Consider the following 22959-nt stretch of genomic DNA (forward strand, 5'->3'; position numbering starts at 1 on the left):
GCGAACGCGGCACGGGCCGCCCCGGGGTGACCGGAGCGGCCCGTGCCGGGCCGGCTCAGAGGTAGTTCTCGGCCTCGTCGCAGACCTTGTCCAGGCCCTTGTTGGCCTTGTCGAAGGCCGCCTTGTTGCCGGTCGACGCCGCCGCGATGGCGGTGGTCAGCTTGTCCAGGCAGGTGGCGATGACCTTCTTCTGCCGGGCCTGCTCGTCCCGGTCGTTCTTGGTCCCGGTCAGGTCCTGCTCGGTGTCGGCCAGCTTGTCCCGCACCGTCTGGAGGTCGACCTTCAGCTTCTCGATCTCCTGCTGGTTGGCCGCGATCGTGCCGTCCCGCTGGCTGACCTTCTGCTCGGTCCGGTGCAGCTTGCCGTTGGTGGTCACGTAGAGGCCGGTCATCACGCCGCCGAGGACGAAGAGCAGCCCGGCGACCAGGGCGAGGATCAGGGCGGCCCGCCCCTTGCCGGCGCCCGCCGCCGGCGCCCCGTACGGCGGGACACCCGCGCCGGGCGGGGCGGACATCGGCAGCGGACCGAACCCGGGGCCGGAGACCGGCGGCGCGGACATCGGCGGGGCCGACATCGGCTGCGGGTAGCCCGGCGCCGACACCGGGGCGGCGCCCGGCGCGTACTGGCCGGGGACCGGCGGGACCGGCGGGGCGGGCGCCGGCGCGACGGGCGGGTGGGGCAGGGTGGGCTCGGGCTGGGCCGGGCCGTACTGCTGGGGCGCGGGCTGACCGCCGTACGGGTTGCCGTACACGGTGCCGCCCGGCGGCGGGGGCGGGTAGCCCTCTCCCCCGGTCGGTGGCTGGGACATCTCTCTTCCTCCAGGTTCTGGTCCCCCGTGGGATGGCGCGAAGGGCCGGGAATGCGGGATCGGCGCGGTCGGGGCCACGCCTCGACGGTGGTGTTGCGGTCAGGGGCGACCGGCGGCGGCGCCGGTCAGCAGAGGGTGAACGTGTCGCAGGCGGTCTTGATCGGCACCGCGAGGCCGATGCCCTCGGCGTCCCGGGCCTTGGCGGTGGCGATGCCCACGACCTCCTTGGACCCGTTGATCACCGGTCCGCCGGAGTTGCCGGGGTTGATCGGCGCGTCGAACTGGATGACCGGGCCGGAGCCGTCGTCGTCCTTACGGAAGGCGCTCACCACGCCGGTGGTCACCGTGTCCTGCAGGCCCAACGGGGCGCCGACCACGACGATCTGCTGCCCCGACTTGACCGGCGTCCCGGCCGCGACCAGCCCCTTGAACCGGGCGGTGGTGCGCAGCTGGGCGAGGTCCTTGTCCTTGTCGACGCGGACGATGGTGGCGTCGAAGCGCTGGTCGGACCGCTCCAGGAAGACCTTCCGGCCGCCGCCGGCGTAGACCGACTCCACCACGTGGAAGTTGGTCAGCAGGGTGGTGCCGCCGCCGGCCGGCGGCTTGCCGATCGCGAAGGCGGTGCCGGTGAACTCGCCGGCGCGGACCCGGAACACGCTGGGCAGCACCGCGCTCGCCACGGCCTCCGGGTTGAACGCGGCACCGGCCTGCTTCTCCAGGGCGTCGGCCCGGTCCTCCAGGCCGCCCAGCCGGGTGCCGTCCGCGCCCTGCGCCTCGGTCAGCCGCCGGTCGGTGGCGGCGAGCCGGTCGTCCAGCCGGTGAATCTGGTACGCCTGCACGCCCGCGACCAGGGCCAGCACCCCGGCGAGGGCCAGGGCCAGCACCGGCACCCAGCGCCGCCGGCCCGGCCCGCCGGGGTACGCCGCCCCGGCCTGCCCCGGCACCGCGGGGCCGACCGTCGGCTGTCCCGGCAGGGCATGGACCGCCCCGAACGGCCCGAACTGACCCGGCCCGGAGACCGGCTGGCCGGCGTAGCCGGTCCCGGGGACCGGCTGCCCCGGATAGGCCGGACCGGAGACCGGCTGCCCCGGATAGGCCCGGTGGGCCGGAGCGGAGACGGGCGGGACGGGGGCGGCCTGGGCCGCGATCGTCGGCTCCGCGCCCGCCGGCTGCGCGAGGGGCGGGACGGCGCCGGTCGGCTGCCCGGCGGCGCCGAGCGGGGCGGGCGGCCAGCCATCCTGCGGACGCGGGGCGGCGGGGACGCCGGTCGGGCCGCTCCACTGGCCGCTGTTCGGCGTGGGGGACCAGGTGGCGCGGGGCGCCGGAACGGCCGGCTGGCCGGAGCCGGCGCCGGGCTGGCCCGCAGCCGGCGGACCGCCGGCACCGGGCGCGGACGGGGCGCCGAAGGCACCGGATGCGGCCGGGAAGCCGCCGGGGACCGCGGGAAAGCCGGTGGGCTGGCCGGGGATCGGGGCCTGGCCGGCAACTGGGGCCTGGCCAGGAACTGGGGCCTGACCGGGAATCGGGGCCTGGCCGGGCCCGAGCGGCGGGGCCAGACGCGGCGGCAGGGGCCCCGGCCGGTCGGTCACCGGGCGCTCGCCACGTCCCTGGTCGGCCGCCTCGTCGGCGTTCTGCCCCGGCACCCCGTCGCCGGTTCCGTACCCCGCCGTCATGATCTTTCGGTCCTCCCCCGTGCCACCCCGCCGCGACGCCGTTTGCAGCCCCATGGGACCCGGCGCGGCCCGAAGGACCGTACCTGCGCGAACGGGGTTTGTCTCCCCCGTTGCCCGACCCTGCCACATCGAGGCAACAAAGTGCCCCCACGACACCTGTCGGCCATCTCGCCGACACGCGCCCGACCGGCTGCGCACGCCGAAAGTCCCGGCGCACTAGGGTTGTCAGGTGACCGACGAACCACCCCTGCGCCGTCGGCCCGCCGAAAGCCGTACGGGAGAGGCCCCGCCACACCCGTCGTCGGCCGCGCCGGAGCCGGCGGACGCGGGGACCGAACCCACCGCCGGCGGGCCCGTCCCGTTGACCGCCCCGAGCGAGGGCACTCCCGCGCCGGTGGCCACGCCGAGCGGGCTCGACGAGGTCGTGGCCCGTTTCGCGGCGGGCACCGGCCCGGTGGCCCTGGACGCGGAGCGCGCCTCGGGCTACCGCTACAGCCAGCGCGCCTACCTGGTACAGCTGCGCCGGGCCGGCTCCGGCACGGCGTTGATCGACCCGCTGCCGCTGCCCGACCTCTCCGCCCTGGACGCGGCGATCGCGGAGGCCGAGTGGGTGCTGCACGCCGCCAGCCAGGACCTCGCCTGCCTCGCCGAGGTCGGGCTGCGGCCCCGCCGGCTCTTCGACACCGAGCTGGCCGCCCGGCTGGCCGGCTTCGAGCGGGTCGGCCTGGCCGCGCTGACCGAGCAGCTCCTCGGCTACACCCTGGAGAAGCACCACTCGGCGGCGGACTGGTCCAGCCGGCCGCTGCCGGAGTCCTGGCTGACGTACGCGGCGCTGGACGTGGAGATGCTGGTGGACCTGCGCGACTCCCTCGACGAGGAGCTGCGCCGACAGGGCAAGTCGGACTGGGCCGCGGAGGAGTTCGCCGCGCTGGTCCGCAACGGCGCCCGCCCGCCCCGCGTCCGCGCCGAGCCGTGGCGGCGTACCTCGGGCATCCACCGGGTGCGCGGGGCCCGGGCGCAGGCGCGGGTGCGCTCGCTCTGGTACGCCCGGGACCAGATCGCCGCGCGGCGGGACGCCGCGCCCGGGCGGGTGCTGCCGGACTCGGCCATCGTGGCGGCCGCCGAGCTGGACCCGAAGGACGAGAAGACCCTGCTCACCCTGCCCGGCTTCGGCGGCCGCTCGGTACGCCGGCTGGCCCGTACCTGGCTGGCGGCCCTGGACGACGCCCGCCAGCTCCCAGACGACGCGCTGCCGATGAATCCGGTGGTCGAGGGTCCGCCCCCGCCGCACCGGTGGGCGGAGCGGGACCCGGTGGCCGCCGCCCGGCTGGCCCGGTGCCGGGAGGTGGTGGTCGGCGTCGCCGGCGCGCACACCCTCCCGCCGGAGAACCTGATCGCGCCGGACTACGTCCGCCGCCTCGCCTGGCAGCCGCCCGAGGAGATCATCGACGACACGGTGGCGGAGACCCTGCGCGGCTTCGGCGCCCGCGAGTGGCAGCTCACCCTCCTCCTCCCCGCCCTCACGGAGGCCCTGGCCCACCCCAAGCCCTAACCCCACCCACACCCACACCCACCCGACCCTGCGTCGATTTCGCGGGGCCGGGGGTGTGGGGTGGGACACATGGGGGGTGGTGTCGGGGTTGGTTACTGGCGAGTAGCATCCGGGGGAAATGCCAGTGCCGGCGGCCTTCCTTCGGTCCGTAGCGCCGCCCGGCGGCGCGGTGGCCGAATCATGGCCGAAAAGGAGGCTCCAAGTGCCCCGTGAAGTTCGGGATGTCGTCTTCGTCGACGGCGTCCGCACCCCGTTCGGCAAGGCGGGTGGCATGTACGCCAACACCCGCGCCGACGATCTGGTGATCCGCTGCATCCGCGAGCTGATGCGGCGCAACCCGCAGCTGCCGCCGGAGCGCGTGGAGGAGGTCGCCATCGCGGCCACCACCCAGATCGGCGACCAGGGCCTGACCATCGGCCGCACCGCCGCCCTGCTGGCCGGCCTGCCCAAGACGGTGCCGGGCTTCGCCATCGACCGGATGTGCGCCGGCGCGATGACCGCCGTCACCACTGTCGCCAGCGGCATCGCCATGGGGGCGTACGACGTGGCCATCGCCGGCGGCGTCGAGCACATGGGCCGCCACCCGATGGGTGAGGGCGTCGACCCCAACCCGCGGATCATCGCGGAGAAGCTGGTCGACCCGTCCGCCCTGGTCATGGGCGCCACCGCGGAGAACCTGCACGACCGGGTCCCGCAGATCACCAAGGAGCGCACCGACGCGTTCGCGCTCGCCTCCCAGCAGAAAACCGCCAAGGCGTACGCCAACGGCAAGCTGCAGGGCGACCTGGTGCCGGTGGCCCTCCGCGACCCGGAGACCGGCTGGGGCCTGGCCACCGTGGACGAGGCTCCCCGGGAGACCTCGATGGAGAAGCTGGCCACCCTGAAGACGCCGTTCCGCCCGCACGGCAAGGTCACCGCGGGCAACGCGGCCGGCCTGAACGACGGCGCCACCGCCGCCCTGCTGGTGGCCGAGGAGACCGCCCGCGAGCTGGGCCTGCCGATCGGCATGCGGCTGGTCTCGTACGGCTTCGTCGGCGTGGAGCCCGAGGTGATGGGCGTCGGCCCGATCCCGTCGACCGAGAAGGCGCTGCGCATCGCGGGCCTGACCATCGAGGACATCGGCCTGTTCGAGCTGAACGAGGCGTTCGCCGTGCAGGTGCTCGCCTTCCTCGACCACTTCGGCATCGCCGACGACGACCCGCGGGTCAACGCGTGGGGCGGCGCGATCGCCATCGGTCACCCGCTCGCCTCCTCGGGTGTCCGGCTGATGACCCAGCTCGCTCGGCAGTTCGCCGAGCACCCCGAGGTCCGCTACGGCCTCACCGCCATGTGCATCGGCATCGGCATGGGCGGCACCGTGATCTGGGAGAACCCGCACTGGGAGGGCAACAAGTGAGCGCGCTCGCCGCACCGAACGAGGTCGTCACCAAGGCGCTGCTGCGCCAGGTGAACGTGCCGGGGCTGGACCGTCCCGCCGCCCTCATCACCCTGGACAACGGCTTCGACCACACCAAGCCGAACAGCTTCGGCCCGGGCGGGCTGACCAGCCTGGACGAGGCGATCACCGCCGCCCTGGCGGCGGACCCGGCGTTCATCGCGGTCACCGGCAAGCCGTACATCTTCTGCGTCGGTGCGGACATCACCAGCCTGCCGGCGCTGGAGAACCGCAAGCAGGCGCTGGAGATCGGCCGGCTCGGCCACCGGGTCTTCGCCCGGCTCAAGGACAGTGAGATCCCGACCTTCGCCTTCGTCAACGGCGCGGCGATGGGTGGTGGCCTGGAGCTGGCCCTGCACTGCCACTACCGCACCCTCTCGGCGGGCGCGGCGGCCCTCGCGCTGCCCGAGGTCTCGCTGGGCCTGGTGCCCGGCTGGGGCGGCACCCAGCTGCTGCCGAACCTGATCGGCATCCCGGCCGCGACCCAGGTCATCCTGCAGAACCCGCTGATGCAGAACAAGATGCTCAAGCCGAAGCAGGCGGCGGAGATGGGCATCGCCGATGTGCTGCTGGAGCCGGCCGACTTCCTGGAGCGGTCCCTCGAGTGGGCCGCCGGCGTGGTCAAGGGCGAGGTCACCGTGACCCGGCCAGAGGTCGACAAGGACATGTGGGCGGGCGTGCTCTACTTCGCCCGGCAGACCCTCGACCAGCGACTGCACGGCGCGGTCCCGGCCGCGTACAAGGCGCTGGACCTGCTGGAGACGGCGAAGGACGCGGACTTCGCCACCGGCACCGCCGCCGAGGACGAGGCCCTGGCCGACCTGGTCTTCTCCGAGGAGCTGCGCAGCGGCCTGTACGCCTTCGACCTGGTGCAGCGGCGGGCCAAGCGGCCGGCCGGCGCGCCGGACAAGGGCCTGGCCCGCCCGGTCACCAAGGTGGGCATCGTCGGCGCCGGCCTGATGGCCAGCCAGCTCGCCCTGCTCTTCGCCCGCCGCCTCCAGGTGCCGGTGGTCATGACCGACCTGGACCAGTCCCGGGTGGACAAGGGCGTCGGCTACGTGCACACCCAGATCGAGAAGGCCGTCAGCAAGGGCCGGATGGACAAGGGCACCGCGGCCAAGCTGTACGGGCTGGTCAGCGGCTCGGTCGACAAGTCCGTCTTCGCCGACGCCGACTTCGTCATCGAGGCGGTCTTCGAGGACCTCGGCGTCAAGAAGCAGGTCTGGGCCGAGCTGGAGAAGATCGTCAAGCCGGAGGCGGTGCTGGCCACCAACACCAGCTCGCTGTCGATCACTGAGATGGCCGTCGACCTGGAGCACCCCGAGCGGGTGGTGGGCTTCCACTTCTTCAACCCGGTCGCCGTGCTGCCGCTGCTGGAGATCGTCCGCGGCGAGCGGACCGACGACGCCACCCTGGCCACCGCGTTCGCCGTCGGCAAGCAACTGAAGAAGTCGAGCGTGCTGGTGAAGGACGCCCCGGCGTTCGTGGTCAACCGGCTGCTCACCCGCTTCCTCGGCACCGTCTTCGCCGCCGTCGACCAGGGCACCCCGCTGGACGTGGCGAACAGCGCGCTGGACCCGCTGGGCCTGCCGATGCGCCCGCTCGCCCTGCTCCAGCTGGTCGGCCCGGCCGTGGCGTACCACGTGGGCGGCACCCTGCACGCCGCCTTCCCGGACCGGTTCGGGGTCAGCGAGAACCTCAAGCGGATCGCCGACTCGGGCCAACCGATCGTGGTGGACGACCAGGTCAACGAGGAGGTCGCCAAGCTGCTCGTGGTCGGCGATCAGCCGCTCACCGCCGAGCAGGTCCGGCAGAACGCGCTGGACGCGCTGGCGCAGGAGATCCGGCTGATGCTCGACGAGGGCGTCGTCGCTGAGGCGCAGGACATCGACCTGTGCATGATCCTCGGCGCCGGCTGGCCGTTCCACCTGGGCGGCGTCACGCCGTACCTGGACCGGACCGGCACCGCCGAGCGGGTCACCGGCCGGCGGTTCCTGCCGCGCGGGCTGGCCAGCCTGCGGTGACGCCGCGCCGCGACCTGGCGCCGTCAGCCTGACCCACCGCCGCTCCCCCCGCGATCGCGGTGGCCGGCCGTCCCGTCCGGACGGCCCGGCCACCGCGATCGTCGTTTCCGGCCCGGTGCGGTACGGCGCCGCTGCGTCACCGCCCGGCAACCTCCCGCTCCTCGATGCGTCACCGACGGGCCGCCCGGGTCACGAGCCGGTTCCGGTTTCGTCACGTCGGCCCGGGGGGTACGCCGCGGTGTCGGTCGGGCTGGCTACCATCACGCGTCCAGATTTTTCACAGGAGCTGCCAAATGTCCCAGCCGCCGTCCAATCCCTACCCTGGTTCCTACCCGCCTCCGCAGCAGCAGCCCGGCGGCTTCCAGCCGCCGCAGCAGCCCGGCCCGCAGCAGGGCGGCTACCCGCCCGGCCAACCCTTCGGCGCGGAGGCCGGCCAGCCCGGCTACGGCGCCCCCGCCGGGGTGCCGCCGAAGAAGAAGTCCAGCGTCGGCAAGATCCTGCTCATCGTCCTGGCCGTCGTGGTGGTCCTCTGCGTCGGCGGCGGCACCGCCCTCTACTTCGCCACCAAGGACAAGGTCACCGAGGTCGTCGGCGCCACGAAGACCCGGCTGACCACCCCCGACACCCTCGCCGGCCGGCCGAAGGTGAGCGACCCGCAGCTCCAGACCGCCGCCGAGCAGATGGTCTCGGAGATGAAGAAGGACGTCCCCGACGCCACCAGCACGGTGGGTGCCTTCTACGGCAACCCGGAGAAGCAGGACCTGGTCATGGTCGGCGGCGTGTCCGGTCTGATCGCCGACCCGAAGAAGGAGCTGGCGGACGCCACCGCCGGCCTTTCCACCGAGCTCGGGGTGGCCAGCTTCAAGTCGGCGGACGCCGGCCCGCTGGGCGGCGACGTCCAGTGCGGCGACGGCAAGGCCGACAGCGTGCCGGTCGGGGTCTGCGTCTGGGCCGACCGGGGCAGCCTGGGCGTGATCGTCCTGTACTTCAAGTCCGGCGCCGACCTCCAGAAGGAGTTCGCGACGATGCGCGGTCAGATCGAGCAGAAGGGCTGACCCTTCCGCGTCCCGGAAGCGGGCCCCCGCCGTGCGGCGGGGGCCCGCTTCCGTTTCCCGGTCAGGCCGACGCGGCCTTCTCCGCCGGGCTGCGGCAGACGCAGAACTCGTTGCCCTCGGGGTCGGCGAGCACCACCCAGCCGGTGCCGTCCGGCCGCCGCCGGTCGGCGACCAGGGCGGCCCCGAGCCCGAGCAACCGCTCGACCTCGGCGTCCCGGGTGCCCTCGGCGGCGTGCACGTCGAGGTGGAACGCGCCCTTGCCGTGCCGCTCCCCGACCTCGACGAAGAGCAGGTCGGGGCCGTGACCGTCCGGCGCGAGCAGGACTGCCTCCGGGTCGCCGGGGTGGTCGTCGTCGTGCAGCTTCCGGTCGAGCACCCGCGCCCACCAGCTGGCCAGGGCGTACGGGTCGTCGGTCTCGACGGTCACGCAGTGGATCTGTGCACTCACGGTGCTTCCTCCTGATCGGAGTGCGCCCCGCGGAGATGGATGACGTCAGCGGTGACCGGGGCGGGGCGCGGGACTGTTCATGGTGGACATCGACCGCACCCCCCTTCCAGAGCTCGGGCTGACCGGAAGGATCATGCCATCCGGCCGGCCGGGAGACAAGCGCCGGTCAGGTGGCGGCCGGGGCGTCGGCGGACGGCAGGGTGACGGTCACCTCGAGGCCGCCGCCCGGCTGCGCGACCACCTTGACCGTGCCGCCGTGCGCGTCGCAGACCGCCCGGACGATGGAGAGCCCCAGGCCGGAGCCGCGCGCGCCGGTCCGCTCCTGGCCGCCGCGCCGGAACGGTTCGAAGAGCCCCGGCACGTCGGCCTGGGCCACCTCGAAGCCGGTGTTCCCGACGACCAGCCAGGACCGCTGCCCGTCGGTGCCGGTCCGCACCCAGAGCCGGCCGTGCAGGTGGTTGTAGCGGACCGCGTTCTCGACCAGGTTGCCGGCGAGCCGGTCGAGCAGGCCCGGGTCGCCGACGACCGGCGCCGGGCGCAGCGAGGTGTGCACCTTCAGCCCGATCCGCTCCACCTCGCGGGCCATCGCCGAGAGCGCGTTGGACGTGCCGACCGCGAGGTCGGACTCGACCCGGCGGGCCAGCCGCCGCCCGGCCTGCGCCTCGCTGCGGGCCAGCACCAGCAGGGCGTCGACCAGCCCGTTGGCCCGCTCCGAGGCGTCCCGCACCACGGTGGCCATCCGGCGGTACTCGGCGATGTCCGCCTCGTCGTCGCTGAGCGTCACGTCGATCTCGGTCTGCATCACGGCGAGCGGGGTACGCAGCTCGTGCGAGGCGTTGGCGACGAAGCGCCTCTGCGCCTCGAACGCGGCGGCGATCCGGTCCAGCATGGCGTCGAAGGTCTCGGCCAGCTCCGCCACCTCGTCGTCCGCACCGGACCAGCGGATCCGCTGGTCGAGGGTGGCCTCGCCGAGCCGCCGGGCGGTGGCGGTGACCTGGTGCAGCGGGCGCAGCGCCCGGCCGGCCACCGCGTACGCCCCGGCGACCCCGACCACGCTGATCGCCAGCAGCGCCACCAGACCCTTGAGCAGCAGCTCCCGCGAGGCCGCGTCGACCAGTTGCCGCTGCCACTGCCCGGCGTCGAGGGAGCGGCCGTCGGCGAGCACCACCGTCGTGCCGGGCAGCAGCTCGTCGGTGGGCCGCAGCGCGTCCCGCACCAGCAGCCAGGCCAGCAGCACCAGGATCGCCCCGGCGCCGACCAGCAGCACCCCGTTGAGCAGGGTGAGCCGCAGCCGCAGGGTGGGCCGCAGCCGGAGTCGGCTCACGCGGACACCTCGGCCATCCGGTAGCCGGCGCCGACCACCGTCTCGATCAGCGGCGGGTCGCCGAGCTTCTTGCGCAGCGTCATGACGGTGACCCGGACGATCGTGGTGAACGGGTCGGTGTTCGCGTCCCAGACCCGTTCCAGCAGCTCCTCGCTGGAGACCACCGCGCCCCGCGCCTTGAGCAGTTCGGCCAGCACGCCGAACTCCTTGTTGGTCAGGTCGACCGGCGCGCCGCCCCGGCTGACCACCCGGCGGGCCGGGTCGAGCACCAGGTCGGCGACCTCCAGCACCGGCGGGGCGGCCGGGGTGGCCCGCCGGCCGAGCGCCTGCACCCGGGCCACCAGCTCGTCGAAGGCGAACGGCTTGGGCAGGTAGTCGTCGGCGCCGAGTTGCAGGCCCTCCACCCGGTCGGCGACCGTGCCGCTGGCGGTCAGCATCAGCACCCGGGTCAGGGTGCCGGAGGCGGCCAGGTCGGCGCAGATCCGGTCGCCGGGCACGCCGGGCAGGTCCCGGTCGAGGATCACCACGTCGTACCGGGTGACGAAGGCCGCCTCGTGCCCGGAGTCGCCGTCGTAGGCGACGTCCACGGCCATGCCGCGCTTGCGCAGCCCCCGCGCGATCGCGTCGGCGAGGTTCCGCTCGTCCTCCACCACCAGTACCCGCATCCCCGGCCTCCCGCCTTCTGACCTCCCGACAACCTAGTGCCGGCCACCAAACCAGCGTCCCTCGCCGTCGTTGCGAAAAATCTTCGAGTACGCGATGCTCCCCGGCAGCCAGCGACATCAGCCCCGGCCGCCGGCCCGGGCCCGAGCCCACGGAGCCCTCATGCCCGCTGTCGACGCCGCCCGGGACATCGTCCACCGCCGCTTCCGCTTCCCCGCCGACCTGCGTCTCGGGGTGGCCGACGGGGTGGCCACCAGCCCGGACGGGCTGGTGCTCGGGGTGCCGGCCGGCCGGTGTGACCACACCGACCCGCAGAGCGGGGTCACCGCCCGGTACGACCTGGGCACCTGGACCTCCCCGGTGGTGCCGGCGGGCTTCGACGCCGACGAGATCGTGCCGTCCTGGACCGGGGACACCCCGCCGGGCTGCTGGCTCCGGGTCGAGCTGCGCGGCTGCGCCGCAGGCGAACCGGCGACCGCCTGGTACGACCTGGGCCACTGGGCCGCCGACGAGACGACCGTGCACCGCAGCTCGGTGCCCGGGCAGGCCGGCGAGGACGCCCGGGTGGCCGTGGACAGCCTGCGCCTCACTAAGGCCGGGGTGACCGGCTGGCAGGTCCGGGTCACCCTGTTCCGTCGGACCGGCCTGGCCGCGGGCCCGGTGCTGCGCACGGTCGGCGCCGTCGCCTCCGCCGGCTCGCCGGTCGGCGCCCAGACCGCCGCGGCGGGCGCGGAACCCGCCGCGGAGGCCGGCGGTCCGGTCGGCCCGGCCGACCGGACCGGCGGCCCCGGCGCGGCGGTGGCGGTGGCCGACGGAGCCACGGCCGGAGCCGGCGCCCGGGGGCGGGTGCTGGACGTGCCCCGGTACTCGCAGCGGTTGCACGCCGGCGGGGAGACCCGCTGGGGCGGCGGCGGGGACTCCTGGTGCAGCCCCACCTGCGTCTCGATGGTGCTGGACTTCTGGGCCGCCGGCCCCACCCCCGACCGGTACGCCTGGGTGGACCCGCCGGGCCACCGCCCGGTCGTGGTGCACGCCGCCCGGCACTGCTACGACCACGCCTACGCGGGGGCTGGGAACTGGGCCTTCAACACGGCGTACGCGGGGCGGCACGGGGTGGACGCCTTCGTCACCCGGCTGCGCGGCCTCGCCGAGGCGGAACGGTTCGTCGCCGCCGGCATCCCGCTGATCGTCTCGGCGGCCTTCACCCGGGGCCAGGTGCCGGGGCTGGACTACGACACCCGGGGCCACCTGATCGTGCTGGCCGGCTTCACCGTCGACGGCGACCCGGTGGTCAACGACCCGTACGCCCCGGACGACGAGGCGGTGCGCCGGACCGTGCCCCGGGCGCCGTTCGAGGCGGCCTGGCAGGGCGGCAGCGGCGGCATCGCGTACGTGGTGCGGCCGGGGTCGGTGCCGCTGCCCCCGCCGCCCGCCCAGGCCAACTGGTGACTCATCCGGCCAGCGGCCAGAGCACCATCCCGCCGGACGGACGCAGGCAGACCAGCGCCGTTTCGGCGTCCACGCAGTCGTCCCACGAGCCGGGGAGGACCGCCCGGAACCGGACCTGCCCGGCCGGAAAGTCCAGCGCGGCGACGAGCGTCCGGTCGTCGGGGAGCCGGCGGAACCCGAGCTGCCGGGGAGCGGACCGCTCGGCGCCACCCAGCCGCCACCGGCCGAACCGGGCGAGGACGTGGCCGGTACGCGGGTCGAGGGTGGCCAGCTCCATCTCCAGCCCGATCGCCGGGGCGGCGGCGAGCAGCCGGTCCTGCACCGGGGTCACCCCGAGCCAGCGGTCGTCGGACCAGAGCTGACGGCCGGTGGCCGGGTCGAAGGTGAGCGCGCCGGGGGACTCGTCGTGCAGGCAGACCACGCCCGCGCAGTCGGTGAACCAGGCGGCGCTCCGGGGCGGCACCGGGATGCTCCAGCGCCGGTCCAACCGGTCCAGGCCGTACGCCGTGACCGTGCCCGGCCCGCCGTCCACCAGCAGCAGATCGGCCACCACCTGGGTGAACCGGTACGACACCCGGTCGGCGGCCGGCGGCACCCGGCCGGCGTGCCGCAACGCGCCCGAGCCGGCGTCGTGCACCGCCACCCGACCGTCGGCGCTGACCAGCACGATCTCCGTCACGCCCCGAGCCCCCCGCCGGTACGCCACCCCGTTGCCGGGCAGCGGCAGCGACCAGCGGGCCGCGCCGGACGCCAGGTCGATCGACCGGATCAGGCCCGTGCCGTCGGCGCGTGGCATCTCGAAGAGCACCCCACCCGCCTCGGTCGGCACCGGGTAGCCGGCCTGCCGCCAGCGCACCGCGCCGGACGCCGGTTCCAGCGCGGTGGAGATGGTGTCGCCGGCCCCGGCCGGGCTGGTGGTGACCAGCAGCAGGTCGGCCACGGTGCTCAGCCCGAGCACGTGGTCGCCGACCGGGAGGACGAACTGCCACACCGACTCCCCGCCGGGCAGCCGGTGCCCGGTGACGACCCGGCCGCCCCGGCCCACCGTGCCCGGTCCGTCGGCCACCACCAGCCGGTCGGCCACCACCGCGAAGGTGGCGCCCTGCGGCGCCGGCACCGGGATGCCGGGCGGCCGGTGCGCCAGCGGCGCCGCGCCGGCCAGGGTCAGCAGCGCGGCGCCGCAGAGCGCCGCCACCCGGACCGCGGGGGTGGCGGGTCGGCGTGGCTCGGGGAGCGGCTCGGCCTTCTCGTCGTGCGGCATCTCCCCCAGCTCGATCACGTGGCTCGTCCCATCGGCCACACCCCGAAGCTGCCGTCGCTCCGGCGGCAGAGCAGCACCGCCGCGCCGATCCGGCAGTCCCCGACGGCACCGGAGAGGGAGTCCCGCACCCGGGCCCGGCCGGCCGCCGGGTCCAGCTCGGCGACGAGCAGCCGGCCGTCGCCGCCGCGTCGGATGCCGATCACCCGGCCGTCCGTCTCGCCCTGCGGGACCAGCTCCCAGTCGCCGAGGTCGGCGACCAGCCGGCCGCTGGCCTCCTCCACCACCGCCAGCTCGGTGCCGGCCGGGGTGCCGGCGGCGACCAGGAGCCGGCCACCGCCGGCCGCCAGGGCGCTCGCCCACCGGTCGTCCGTCCACCGGATCGCGCCGCTGGCCGGGTCGAGGGCCCACATGCCGCCGGTCTGCCGGGACGCGCAGAGCAGGCGGCCGCAGGGCTCGGCGTAGCCGACCAGCGGGATCGAGACCGTCCAACGAGGATCCAGGGTGTCCAGGTCGTATCCGGTGACGGTGCCGCCGGCGTCCCGGATCAGCAGCAGCAGTCCCGCCGCGAGCAGGGTCCGCGGTCGGGCCGGCAGTTCCCCGGGGCGCAGGTCGCGGGCGACCAGCCGGACGCCGGTGCGGGCGTCGAAGACCTCGGCCGCGCCGGAGGCCGGCAGGGCGACCAAGCGGTCGACCCCGGCCGGCCCGAAGCTCAGTTCAAGCTCGTCCCGGGCCACCGGCATCGACCACCGGGTCCGGCCGGTGCGCACCTCGACGCGCTGGATCGGCTCCCGGCCCGCCGCCGCGAACTGCTGCAGCACCACGCCGTCCCCGGCGGGAAAGGCCACGCCGGACTGTCGCCAGCCGACCCGCCCGGTGCCGGCGTCGAAGGCCACCGTCTCCCATCCGGCGTCGTTGGCCGTCCGCCCGACGAGCAGCACCGTGCCGTCCTGCTCCCAGACCGTGGTGGCCACGCCGTCCCCCGGCAGCAGCGTCCGCCAGATCGGCCGCGGCGGCCCGGGATCCACCCGGTACGCGACGAGCTGCCGGCCCACGCCGCGCTGGGGGTCCGGCGCCTGCACCACGTACACCCGGTCGCCGGCGACGAACGCGGCGGCGGCGGGGCCGCCCGGCACGGTGGCCACGACGCGCCCGGGCGTGGGTGCCGCGCCGGCCAGGGTGACCAACACCAGCAGCAGCACCACCAGGGACCGGTACGGGCGACCGGTGGCCGGGCGCCGCGGGACCGGCGGCTCGGGCGCGGTGTCGTCGCGGAGCTCACCCAGATCGATGACCGTCACGACCACCCCTCTCCGCGCCGCCAGCCTGGCGGGCCCGGCCGCGTCCACCGGCCGGCCGGGGCGACGCCGCGCCGCCTGTACGATGGCCCGTCGTGGCCGTGCCGGTGGTAGACCCCTCGTTGAACTCGTCGTCCGTCGCGGTGGAGCCCGTCGCGGCCGACCCGCCGCGCCAGCCCCGACGCCGGCCAGCCCGTGCCGACGTGCTGGCGATCGCAGCCTATGCGCTGCTCGGGGTCCTCGTCTGCCTCAACTACTGGGGCGATGTACAGCACCGGGTCTCCTCGCACCTGCCGACCGACCACAGCTGGTTCGAATGGCTCTTCGAGCACGGCGCCTACTCCGTCCGACATCTGGAGAATCCGCTCTTCACCGCCCGGCAGAACGCCCCGGACGGGGTGAACATGATGGCGAACACCTCGCTGCTCGGGGTGACCCTGCCGCTGGCGCCGCTCACCATGCTGCTCGGCCCGCAGGTGATGTACGCGTTCTACCTGGGCGCGGCCCTGTCGGCGACGGCGGCCACGTCGTACTGGATGCTCTCCCGGCACCTGGTGCGCTCGCGGGCGGCGGCCTTCGTCGGCGGCGCGTTCCTCGGCTTCGCCCCGGGCATCGTGCACCACGCCAACGGGCAGCCCAACTTCGTCTCCAACTTCCTGCTCCCGCTCATCGTGGTCCGGGTGCTGCGGCTGGGCGAGCCGGGCCGCTGGCTGCGCAACGGGACCGCGCTCGGGCTGCTGGTCGCCTACCAGATCTTCATCAACGAGGAGATGCTGCTGCTCACCGCGCTGGCCTGCCTGGTCATCGTGGTCGCGTACGGGGTGCAGCGGCCGCGCGTGGCGTGGTCCAGGGCCGGCACGTTCCTCGCCTCCGGTGGCGTGGCCGGCGGCCTGGCCCTGCTGCTCACCGCGTACCCGATCTGGTTCCAGTTCAACGGGCCACAGTCCTACCGCGGCCTGCAGGGCGGCGTCTTCCACAGCTGGGGCGAGGACCTGATGGCCTTCGTCACCTTCGCCCGGGACACCGTCGCCGGTGACGAGGCGGTGGAGAAGACCATCGGGATGACCGAGCAGAACAGCTGGTTCGGCTGGCCGCTGGTGCTGGTCGCGCTGATCGCCCTGGTGCTGCTGGTGCGCCGCTCGCTGCCGGCCCGGATCGTGGCCGTGCTGGTGGTGGTCTTCACCGTCGCCGCGATCGGCCCGAAGGTGCGCTTCGACGGGGTGGAGACCACCGTCGACGGCCCCTGGGCGTACGTGCCGGACGACCTGCCGCTGGTCGAGATGATGATGCCGACCCGGCTGACCCTGGTGGTGGCGGGCGCGGTCGGCGTGCTCCTGGCGCTGGCCTGGAACGCCCTCGCCGGGAACGGTCGCCCGCCGGTGCCGGCCCCGCGCGCGGCGGCCGACGCGGCGACCTCGGGGCCGTCGCCCGCCGCCCGGCGGCGCCGCCGCTGGCTGCGCGGCATCGGGTACGCGGCGATCGTGGCCGCCCTGCTGCCGCTCCTCCCCCGGCCGCTGCCGGCCCAGCAGATCGACCCGCCGCCGCACTTCATCACCGCGGGCGGCTGGCGGCCGTACGTCCCGGCCGGACGGACCCTGGTCCCGGTGCCCATCCCGAGCAACGTGCACGGCCTGCCCACGCTGCGGTGGAGCGCGCTGACCGGCCAGCAGTTCCCAATCCCGGGCGGCTACTTCATCGGGCCGAACGAGAACGGCGAGGGCGTCTTCGGCGCGCCGAACCGGCCGACCAGCACGCTGATCTACTCCACGATGGACGCCGACAAGGTGCCGGCGCTCACCGAGGAGAACCGCCGCCAGGCGCTCGAGGACCTGCGCTTCTGGAAGGCGTCGGTGGTGGTGCTCGGCGCGAATCCGCGCGAGCCGGTGCTGCGCGAGCTGATGACCCAACTGCTGGGCCCCCCGCAGCGCGTCGACGACGTCTGGCTCTGGGACGTCCGCGACCGTGGGTAAGGAAGGGCCCCCGCTTAACGTTTCCGGTAGAGCAGGGGCCCCTTCCTAACACCGGGGCGGTCAGCCGAGCAGGGGGCGGACGTCCCAGACGTGCGCGCCGGCCACGTCCCGGCCGGGGCCGACCAGGGCGTCGACCGTGGCGCGGACCGGGTCGCCCGGGGCCGAGTCGGCCTGCACCAGCACCGCCGCCCGCCAGTGCCGCAGGTCCTCGACCGCCTGCCGGCGTTCCGCCTCGCCGACCGGCGGCACCTGGCCGGTCTCGGCGGCCCGGCGCAGCAGCAGTGCGGTGGGGCGGTCCGGCGCGCCCCAGTGCGCGGTGGGGTCGCCCGCCGCCCGCGGGCCGATGAAGTAGCCGCCCGGCGCGTCGAAGGCCAGCCCGGTGCGCGCCGACCAGAAGGTGGCCGGGCTCACCGCCGCCCCGGTCACCGGGGGCACCGGCACCACGGTCCGCCCCGGCGGGACGTACGCCCGCCAGCCGCCGCCGCTGACGAAGGCCGGCACCGGCATCGCCGGCACGGTCCGGATCGGCGTCGGGACCAGGGGCAGCAGCGCGGCGGCCACCGCGCCGGCCCACGGCGCCCAGGCCTGGGCGGACCGGAGGCGTACCCGGTCCAGGGCGAGGGCCAGCAGCACCCCGAGCACCGGCACGCAGACCAGCGCGAACCGGGCCGGCACCACCAGGTCGAGCAACGGCACCCCGGCGAGCAGCCGGTACGGCCCGGGCAGCCCGGTGTCGTGCCGGTCCACCACCACGGTGGTGCCGAGGGAGAGCAGGGCGAACAGCAGCCCGCAGGCCGCCAGGGCCCGGACCAGCGGCCGTCCCCACAGCCGGACCACCACCAGCACGGCGAGCAGCGGCAGGAACGGCCCGAAGAAGGAGTTCTGCTCGGTCGGGTTGGGCGACAGCAGGCCGGCCCGGTAGTCGTCCCCGGCGACGCTCTGCCGGGCGGCGGCGGTGAACGAGGCCGCGTCGAGCCGGTAGCCCCGCACGAAGAAGGGCATCCCGGTGTAGTGGCCCGGGCCGCGGAACTGGACCCACAGCGGGTACGCCAGCAGCACCCCCGCGACCAGCGCGCCGACGCCGATCCGGCGCGCCACGACGGGCGCCAGCCGGCGGGCCGCCGCCCGGTCGGCCAGCGCGTACGCGCCGGCGAACACCGCGGCGGCGAGCGCGAGGAAGACCAGCACCTCCTCGCCGAGGAAGACCTGGTACGCGACGGCCAGCCCGAGCAGCACCCCGTCCCGGCGGACCCGGTCGGCGGCGGGCCGGAACACCAGGGCGAGGATCACCGGGACGAGGAACTGGGCGGCCATGTGCAGGTGCGCCCCGGCCTGGGACACCATGCCGGGGGCGAAGCCGCAGAACAGCCCGCCGACCGCCGCGGCGACCCGGGACCGGACCAGGCGGCGGGCCAGCAGCGCGTACCAGGCGGTGGCGGTGCCGGCCAGGCAGGTCACCACGGCGACCAGGAATGCCACCTGGGAGCCGGCGAGCAGGGTGACCGGGGTCAGCGGCACCCCCAGCCCGAGCACCGACGTATTGGCCATCAGGTTGACCCCGTCCGGCGCGTTCAGGGCGCTGCTGTGCAGCGGGTTCTCCCCGCCGACCACCGCCCGGGCCGCGCGGGCCAGCATCCACTCGAAGAGCATCTGGTCGCCGGCCTGGTGGAACAGCCGGTCCGGGCGGCCCCACTGGCCGGCGGTCAGCAGCACGGCCAGGGCGAGGTAGCCGGTCACCACGAACGCGTCCACCGGGCGCGGCCAGCGGCGGCGGGTCGGCCGCGCCGGGGCGGCGTCGACCGCCTGGGCCGGCCCGACGCCGGGCTGCGCCACCGCGGTCAGGCCGGCCGGCTGGTCAGTGTCCGGACGTCCCACAACCACACGTCCAGCTCCTGCCGGGCGGGCCCGACGAGCTGCTCGACGGTCCGCCGCAGCGGCTCGGCGTTCGGCTCGTCGAGCGGCAGCACGACGACGGCGGCCCGCCAGTGTCGCAGCTCGTCGAGGAAGCGGCGGCGCTGCCGGTCGTCCAGCTTCGGCGTACGCCCGGTGGCGGCGACCTCCTCCAGCAGGTCGCCGATGCCGCTGGGCCGGCCGCCGAACCGGCCCGGGTCGCCGGTGACCCCGTTGCGCGGGGCGAGGAAGTAGCCGCCGGGAATCTTGAAGGCCAGGTCGGTGCTGGCCGCCCAGCGCATCGGGTCGGTGTTGCCCATGCTCGGCACGGGCACCGACACCAGTGTCTGGTCGGGGCCGACGTACTGCCGCCACCGGTCGGCCGTGATGAACTTCGGCACCGGCGGCCGGCTGGTGACCTGCAACGGCATCGGCGCGATCGGCAGCAGGGCCAGCACCAGGCCGGCGACCGTCAGCGTCCGCACGGTCCGCCGGTCGGGGATCCGCAGCGACGCGGTCCGCTCGACGGCGAACGCCAGCAGCACCCCGACGACCACTGTGGTGATCAGGCCGAACCGGGTGGGCACCACGGCGTCGAGCAGCGGCAACCGGACCAGCAGTTCCCACGGCCCGGTGAGGAGGTCCCGGTCCCACCACGACACCCGCTCGCCGAGGGAGAGCACCGCGAAGCACCCCCCGGTCACCGCGAGCGCCCGGACCAGCACCTCCCGCCGCAGCCAGACCACGATACCGACGGTCACCAGGGACAGGCTCCAGCCGAAGAAGGCGTTCTCCTCGGAGTAGTTCGGGGCGAGGTTGACGTTGGCCCGCTCGTTGCCGCCGAGGGTCGGCGAGCCGGGGGCGAAGAACGAGGCGATGTCGTTGCCGTAGTCCCGGACGGTGTCGCTGAGGCCGTGGTAGGCCATCGGCCCGGCGAACTGGACGTACAGCGGGTAGGCCAGCAGCGCCCCGGCCAGCACCGCGCAGACCGCCAGACCGGCGCCCAGCGGGCGCCACGCCGCGGCCCACAGCGCCCGCCGCTGGGCCACCACGGCGAGCAGGAACACGCCGCAGGCCAGGGCGGTGAAGAGCAGGATCTCCTCGTTGATGAACGCCTGCGCGGTGACCAGCAGGGCGAGCAGCACGCCGTCGCGGATCGGCCGGGTGGAGCGGGTCAGCACCAGCACCCGCCAGACGATGAACGGCAGCAGGAACTGGGAGATGATGTTGGGGTGCCAGTTGGCGTGCGAGAGCATCGCCGGCGAGAACCCGCAGAACCAGGCGCCGACGGCAGCGGCCCGCCGGGTCCGCACGACGTGCCGGGAGAGCACCCGATACCAGGCGGCCGCCGTGCCGGCGAGGCCGAGGGTCACCAGCGTGACGAAGGAGACCGCCGGTCCGAACAGGAGGGTCACCGGCACCATCGGGATGCCGAGGGCCAGGATGGCGGTGTTCGCCATCAGGTTGACCCCGTCCGGATAGTTGAACTGGTCGGTGTAGAACGGGAACTCCCCGTGCAGCACCACCCGGACCGAGTGGGCCAGGAAGAACTGCACCTGCGCGGGGTCGCCGCTGTAGAGGGCGGCCACCCGGCCGGCCGGGTCGACACAGATCCGGCTGGTCACCCAGAGCGCGGCGAGCAGGAAGACGCCGTACACGGCGAGGTTCTGCCGCCGGGGCGTCCAGCGCCACCGCCACGGCTGGGGCGTCCAGCGCCAGCGACGGCGGGTGACCGGCCGGTCATCGGCGGCCACGGCGGGGACGGCGGGGACGCCCGGCGGGTCGGCGAGAGTGACGGAGGCGGAGCCCGTCGGGGCGTCGGCGTCCGGCGGCGAATCGCCACGGGGCTCGGCAGGCGTCACAGTCGGCGGAGTCTACCGGAGCCGGAAAATGACGGCGAAACACGCACCGACGTCCTCTGTGGCCGCCGCGAATGGGGTGAGGCGGGCGCAGCCGGGCGGCCGGAGGTCTCGTACCATGTGGCTTCCGAACACGACCGGCGACGCGATCGGGGGCGTACAGGTGGCTTCAGTCCGCCGACGCGGCACGGCCACCGCACTGCTCACCCTGCTGCTGGCCGCGACGGGCTGTGGGCCCGTCGCCGGACGGCAGCCGGCGGACCTGCCGGTCGGCTACGACAGCCTGGACGGGCCGCTGACCGTCTGGCCGGCCCGCGGCAGCCTGGCCGGGGACACCGCCGCCATCGCCGCGATCACCCGGGCGGTCCGGGACTGGCGCTCCCCGGTCGACGACCGGGCGCACCTGCCGTCCTCCGGCATCCTCTTCGCCGGCGCGGTCGCCGGGGCGCCGCTGGCCCTGGTCGCCGCGGACGTGCCCGGCGAGAGCGCGTCCTGGCTCCTGCAGCTCGGCCGCGACGGCGACCGGTGGCGGGTCGACCACGCCACCGAGTACACCGACCCCGGTTACCTGGTCTACTCCGACGTGCTGCCGGTCCAGGTGGCCGACGGCCGCCGCTACCTCCTCTCGGCCCGGGTGCAGCGGCTGCTCGGCCCCGACGGCCGCGAGCTGCCCAGCACCGCGGGTCTGACCGAGCCGCTCGCCGTGCCGGCCTGCCGGGCGGTGGAGCTGACCGCGACGCTGCGGGCCACCCGGTCGCTGCCGCGCGGCCGGGCCGCCGACCGCGTCCTCGACCTGGGTACGGGCATCGCGGACCCCCGCTACCCACTGGTCGGCGACGAGACCGGCTCGGGCAACCGGGCCCTCGCCGGGCTGGACACCTGCCTGCTCGCCGGCGAGGAGGGGCCGTTCGGCAGCATCCCGCGCCGGATCGGCGACCAGAATGCGCCCCGCTCGGCGCCCGAATCCTGGCCGATGGCGAAGATTGCCGTACGGTCGTTGGGCGAGGTGGCGCTGGGCGGCGGCGAGCCGGGCGACCTGGAGCAGCTCACCTGGGAGAGCGCCACCGACACGATGACCGCGGTGGTCTACCGCCCGGCCGACGGCGGGACCCCGGTGCTCTCCCCCGCCGACCGGTCCACCACGCTCCAGGCCTACCAGCTGCCGGTGCCGGGCCAGCCGGTGGCGGTGCTGAGCTGGCGCACCAACCGGGACGCCTCGTTCGCCGCGCCCCCGGGGACCACCCGCCTGGTGGACCGGCCGGGCCTGGTGGTGGTGCCGCAGCCGGACCGCAAGCAGACGTTCAGCCTGGCCGGTACGGAGAAGACCTGGTACCGGTCCGTGGGTGGTCGCTGACCCGTCCTGCTCTTCGCGGGTTCGGCCCACGTCGGCGATCCTGGATCTTCAGATGCGACCGTCATGCTCCGAATCGCCGGCTGCGCGCCGCGTAGGAACGCAGGGCACGCAGGAAATCGATCTTTCGGAAGCCGGGCCAGTACACATCGCAGAAGTACAGCTCGGAGTAGGCGGCCTGCCAGAGCAGGAACCCGGACATCCGACGTTCTCCACTCGTACGAATGACGAGATCGGGGTCGGGCCGGCCGCCGGTGTACAGGTGCTCCGCGATGTCCTCGACCGTCAGGCTCCGCGCCACGTCGTCGGGCGTCGCCCCTGCTCGGGCCGCCTCCTCCAGCAGGGAACGAACGGCGTTGACGATCTCCTCGCGGCCGTCGTAGCCGACGGCCACCGTGAGGTGGAAGTCGCCACCACGCTCACCGGTGGCATCCTCGGCCCGCTTCAGGGCGTGGCGGGTCGAGTCGGGCAGGACGTCCAAACGGCCGGCCAGGTGGAGCCGCCACGGGTTGCGCGGGTGCAGGAGTGGCTCCGCAACGACCTCCTCGATCATCCGCATCAGGTGCTCCACCTCGTCGGACGCCCGCTTGCGCACGTTGTCGACGGAGGCGACGTACAGCGTCACGTGGCGAATGCCGAACTCGGCACACCAGCTCAGCACCTCGTGGATGTGCTCGGCCCCGTACCGGTGGCCCAGGGCGGGGTCGTCGAAGCCCATCTGCCGGGCCCACCGGCGGTTTCCGTCCATCGCCATGGCAACGTGCTGCGGCCGCGAGACGTGGGCCAGCTGGGCGCGCAGGCGGCGGGCGTACAGCTGGTAGGCGAGGCGACGAACGGACTCGATCATGATCAGATGAAACCACGCGCGGGAAGCGTTCGCGGCCCGCATGCCGCCGCACCTG

At 74.9% G+C, this 22959-nt stretch carries 17 protein-coding genes; 7 read left to right on the forward strand and 10 right to left on the reverse strand.

Annotated elements, in window-relative coordinates; genetic code table 11:
• Positions 1 to 55 precede the first annotated feature (55 nt).
• Together Q2K19_RS02510 and Q2K19_RS02515 are read right to left on the reverse strand one after the other, a co-directional pair.
• The gene (locus tag Q2K19_RS02510) at positions 56 to 808 is read right to left on the reverse strand and encodes a hypothetical protein (protein WP_302767257.1); all 753 of its coding nucleotides are present in this window, start codon (positions 806 to 808) and stop codon (positions 56 to 58) included.
• Between the two features lie 125 nt (positions 809 to 933).
• Complete coding sequence (locus tag Q2K19_RS02515; RefSeq protein WP_302767258.1) at positions 934 to 2481, reverse strand: trypsin-like peptidase domain-containing protein; 1548 nt, start codon at positions 2479 to 2481, stop codon at positions 934 to 936.
• 229 nt (positions 2482 to 2710) lie between these two features.
• On the opposite strand from Q2K19_RS02515, the gene Q2K19_RS02520 reads away from it, so the two are divergent.
• From Q2K19_RS02520 to Q2K19_RS02535, 4 genes are all read left to right on the forward strand, one after another.
• Complete coding sequence (locus tag Q2K19_RS02520) at positions 2711 to 4033, forward strand: ribonuclease D (protein WP_302767259.1); 1323 nt, start codon at positions 2711 to 2713, stop codon at positions 4031 to 4033.
• Positions 4034 to 4235: 202 nt separating this feature from the next.
• Positions 4236 to 5429 carry a thiolase family protein gene (locus tag Q2K19_RS02525; protein ID WP_302767260.1) on the forward strand — a complete coding sequence of 398 codons (1194 nt, stop codon included), beginning with the start codon at positions 4236 to 4238 and terminating at the stop codon, positions 5427 to 5429.
• Entirely contained in the window at positions 5426 to 7492 is a 2067-nt protein-coding gene (locus tag Q2K19_RS02530) for a 3-hydroxyacyl-CoA dehydrogenase NAD-binding domain-containing protein (protein WP_302767261.1), read from the forward strand. Before Q2K19_RS02525 ends, Q2K19_RS02530 begins: the two co-directional genes overlap by 4 nt.
• A 293-nt stretch (positions 7493 to 7785) precedes the next feature.
• Positions 7786 to 8547 carry a hypothetical protein gene (locus Q2K19_RS02535; protein WP_302767262.1) on the forward strand — a complete coding sequence of 254 codons (762 nt, stop codon included), beginning with the start codon at positions 7786 to 7788 and terminating at the stop codon, positions 8545 to 8547.
• A 61-nt stretch (positions 8548 to 8608) separates the two neighbouring features.
• Here Q2K19_RS02535 and Q2K19_RS02540 read toward each other — a convergent pair whose 3' ends face one another.
• The 3 genes from Q2K19_RS02540 to Q2K19_RS02550 form a co-directional block, all read right to left on the reverse strand.
• Positions 8609 to 8995: a VOC family protein gene (locus tag Q2K19_RS02540; protein WP_302767263.1), complete on the reverse strand. Its 387-nt coding sequence runs from the start codon at positions 8993 to 8995 to the stop codon at positions 8609 to 8611.
• 166 nt (positions 8996 to 9161) lie between these two features.
• Positions 9162 to 10319 carry a sensor histidine kinase gene (locus Q2K19_RS02545; protein ID WP_302767265.1) on the reverse strand — a complete coding sequence of 386 codons (1158 nt, stop codon included), beginning with the start codon at positions 10317 to 10319 and terminating at the stop codon, positions 9162 to 9164.
• Positions 10316 to 10984 carry a response regulator transcription factor gene (locus Q2K19_RS02550; RefSeq protein WP_302767266.1) on the reverse strand — a complete coding sequence of 223 codons (669 nt, stop codon included), beginning with the start codon at positions 10982 to 10984 and terminating at the stop codon, positions 10316 to 10318. The genes Q2K19_RS02545 and Q2K19_RS02550 overlap by 4 nt, the downstream gene beginning before the upstream one ends.
• Positions 10985 to 11144: 160 nt before the next feature.
• On the opposite strand from Q2K19_RS02550, the gene Q2K19_RS02555 reads away from it, so the two are divergent.
• On the forward strand, positions 11145 to 12431 hold the full coding sequence (locus Q2K19_RS02555) for a C39 family peptidase (protein ID WP_302767267.1): 1287 nt from the start codon (positions 11145 to 11147) through the stop codon (positions 12429 to 12431).
• A gap of 1 nt (position 12432) precedes the next feature.
• Here Q2K19_RS02555 and Q2K19_RS02560 read toward each other — a convergent pair whose 3' ends face one another.
• Together Q2K19_RS02560 and Q2K19_RS02565 are read right to left on the reverse strand one after the other, a co-directional pair.
• Positions 12433 to 13731, reverse strand: a complete 1299-nt coding sequence (locus Q2K19_RS02560) for an outer membrane protein assembly factor BamB family protein (protein ID WP_302767268.1) — start codon at positions 13729 to 13731, stop codon at positions 12433 to 12435.
• Complete coding sequence (locus Q2K19_RS02565; RefSeq protein ID WP_302767269.1) at positions 13707 to 14990, reverse strand: outer membrane protein assembly factor BamB family protein; 1284 nt, start codon at positions 14988 to 14990, stop codon at positions 13707 to 13709. The genes Q2K19_RS02560 and Q2K19_RS02565 overlap by 25 nt, the downstream gene beginning before the upstream one ends.
• A gap of 119 nt (positions 14991 to 15109) precedes the next feature.
• Between Q2K19_RS02565 and Q2K19_RS02570 the strand changes: the two genes are divergently transcribed.
• A complete protein-coding gene (locus tag Q2K19_RS02570) occupies positions 15110 to 16957 on the forward strand; it encodes a hypothetical protein (protein ID WP_302772214.1) in 1848 nt (615 codons plus the stop codon).
• 60 nt (positions 16958 to 17017) lie between these two features.
• On the opposite strand, the gene Q2K19_RS02575 is transcribed toward Q2K19_RS02570, so the two are convergent.
• Positions 17018 to 18832 carry a hypothetical protein gene (locus Q2K19_RS02575; protein ID WP_458329375.1) on the reverse strand — a complete coding sequence of 605 codons (1815 nt, stop codon included), beginning with the start codon at positions 18830 to 18832 and terminating at the stop codon, positions 17018 to 17020.
• Positions 18796 to 20601 carry a hypothetical protein gene (locus tag Q2K19_RS02580; protein WP_446839771.1) on the reverse strand — a complete coding sequence of 602 codons (1806 nt, stop codon included), beginning with the start codon at positions 20599 to 20601 and terminating at the stop codon, positions 18796 to 18798. The genes Q2K19_RS02575 and Q2K19_RS02580 overlap by 37 nt, the downstream gene beginning before the upstream one ends.
• A gap of 268 nt (positions 20602 to 20869) precedes the next feature.
• Here Q2K19_RS02580 and Q2K19_RS02585 point away from each other — a divergent pair, with 268 nt between their 5' ends.
• The gene (locus Q2K19_RS02585) at positions 20870 to 22060 is read left to right on the forward strand and encodes a hypothetical protein (protein WP_302772216.1); all 1191 of its coding nucleotides are present in this window, start codon (positions 20870 to 20872) and stop codon (positions 22058 to 22060) included.
• A gap of 61 nt (positions 22061 to 22121) precedes the next feature.
• On the opposite strand, the gene uppS is transcribed toward Q2K19_RS02585, so the two are convergent.
• Entirely contained in the window at positions 22122 to 22904 is a 783-nt protein-coding gene (gene uppS / locus Q2K19_RS02590; protein ID WP_302767276.1) for a polyprenyl diphosphate synthase, read from the reverse strand.
• Positions 22905 to 22959: the final 55 nt, after the last annotated feature.

The organism is Micromonospora sp. NBRC 110009 (assembly GCF_030518795.1).
Classification (GTDB): domain Bacteria; phylum Actinomycetota; class Actinomycetes; order Mycobacteriales; family Micromonosporaceae; genus Micromonospora.

Excerpts from the sequence above, each read along its gene's own strand:
- Q2K19_RS02535 (WP_302767262.1), top strand. The coding sequence starts at position 7,786 with ATGTCCCAGCCGCCGTCCAATCCCTACCCTGGTTCCTACCCGCCTCCG.
- Q2K19_RS02550 (WP_302767266.1), bottom strand. The coding sequence starts at position 10,984 with ATGCGGGTACTGGTGGTGGAGGACGAGCGGAACCTCGCCGACGCGATC.
- uppS (WP_302767276.1), bottom strand. The coding sequence starts at position 22,904 with ATGATCGAGTCCGTTCGTCGCCTCGCCTACCAGCTGTACGCCCGCCGC.
- Q2K19_RS02555 (WP_302767267.1), top strand. The coding sequence starts at position 11,145 with ATGCCCGCTGTCGACGCCGCCCGGGACATCGTCCACCGCCGCTTCCGC.
- Q2K19_RS02510 (WP_302767257.1), bottom strand. The coding sequence starts at position 808 with ATGTCCCAGCCACCGACCGGGGGAGAGGGCTACCCGCCCCCGCCGCCG.
- Q2K19_RS02515 (WP_302767258.1), bottom strand. The coding sequence starts at position 2,481 with ATGACGGCGGGGTACGGAACCGGCGACGGGGTGCCGGGGCAGAACGCC.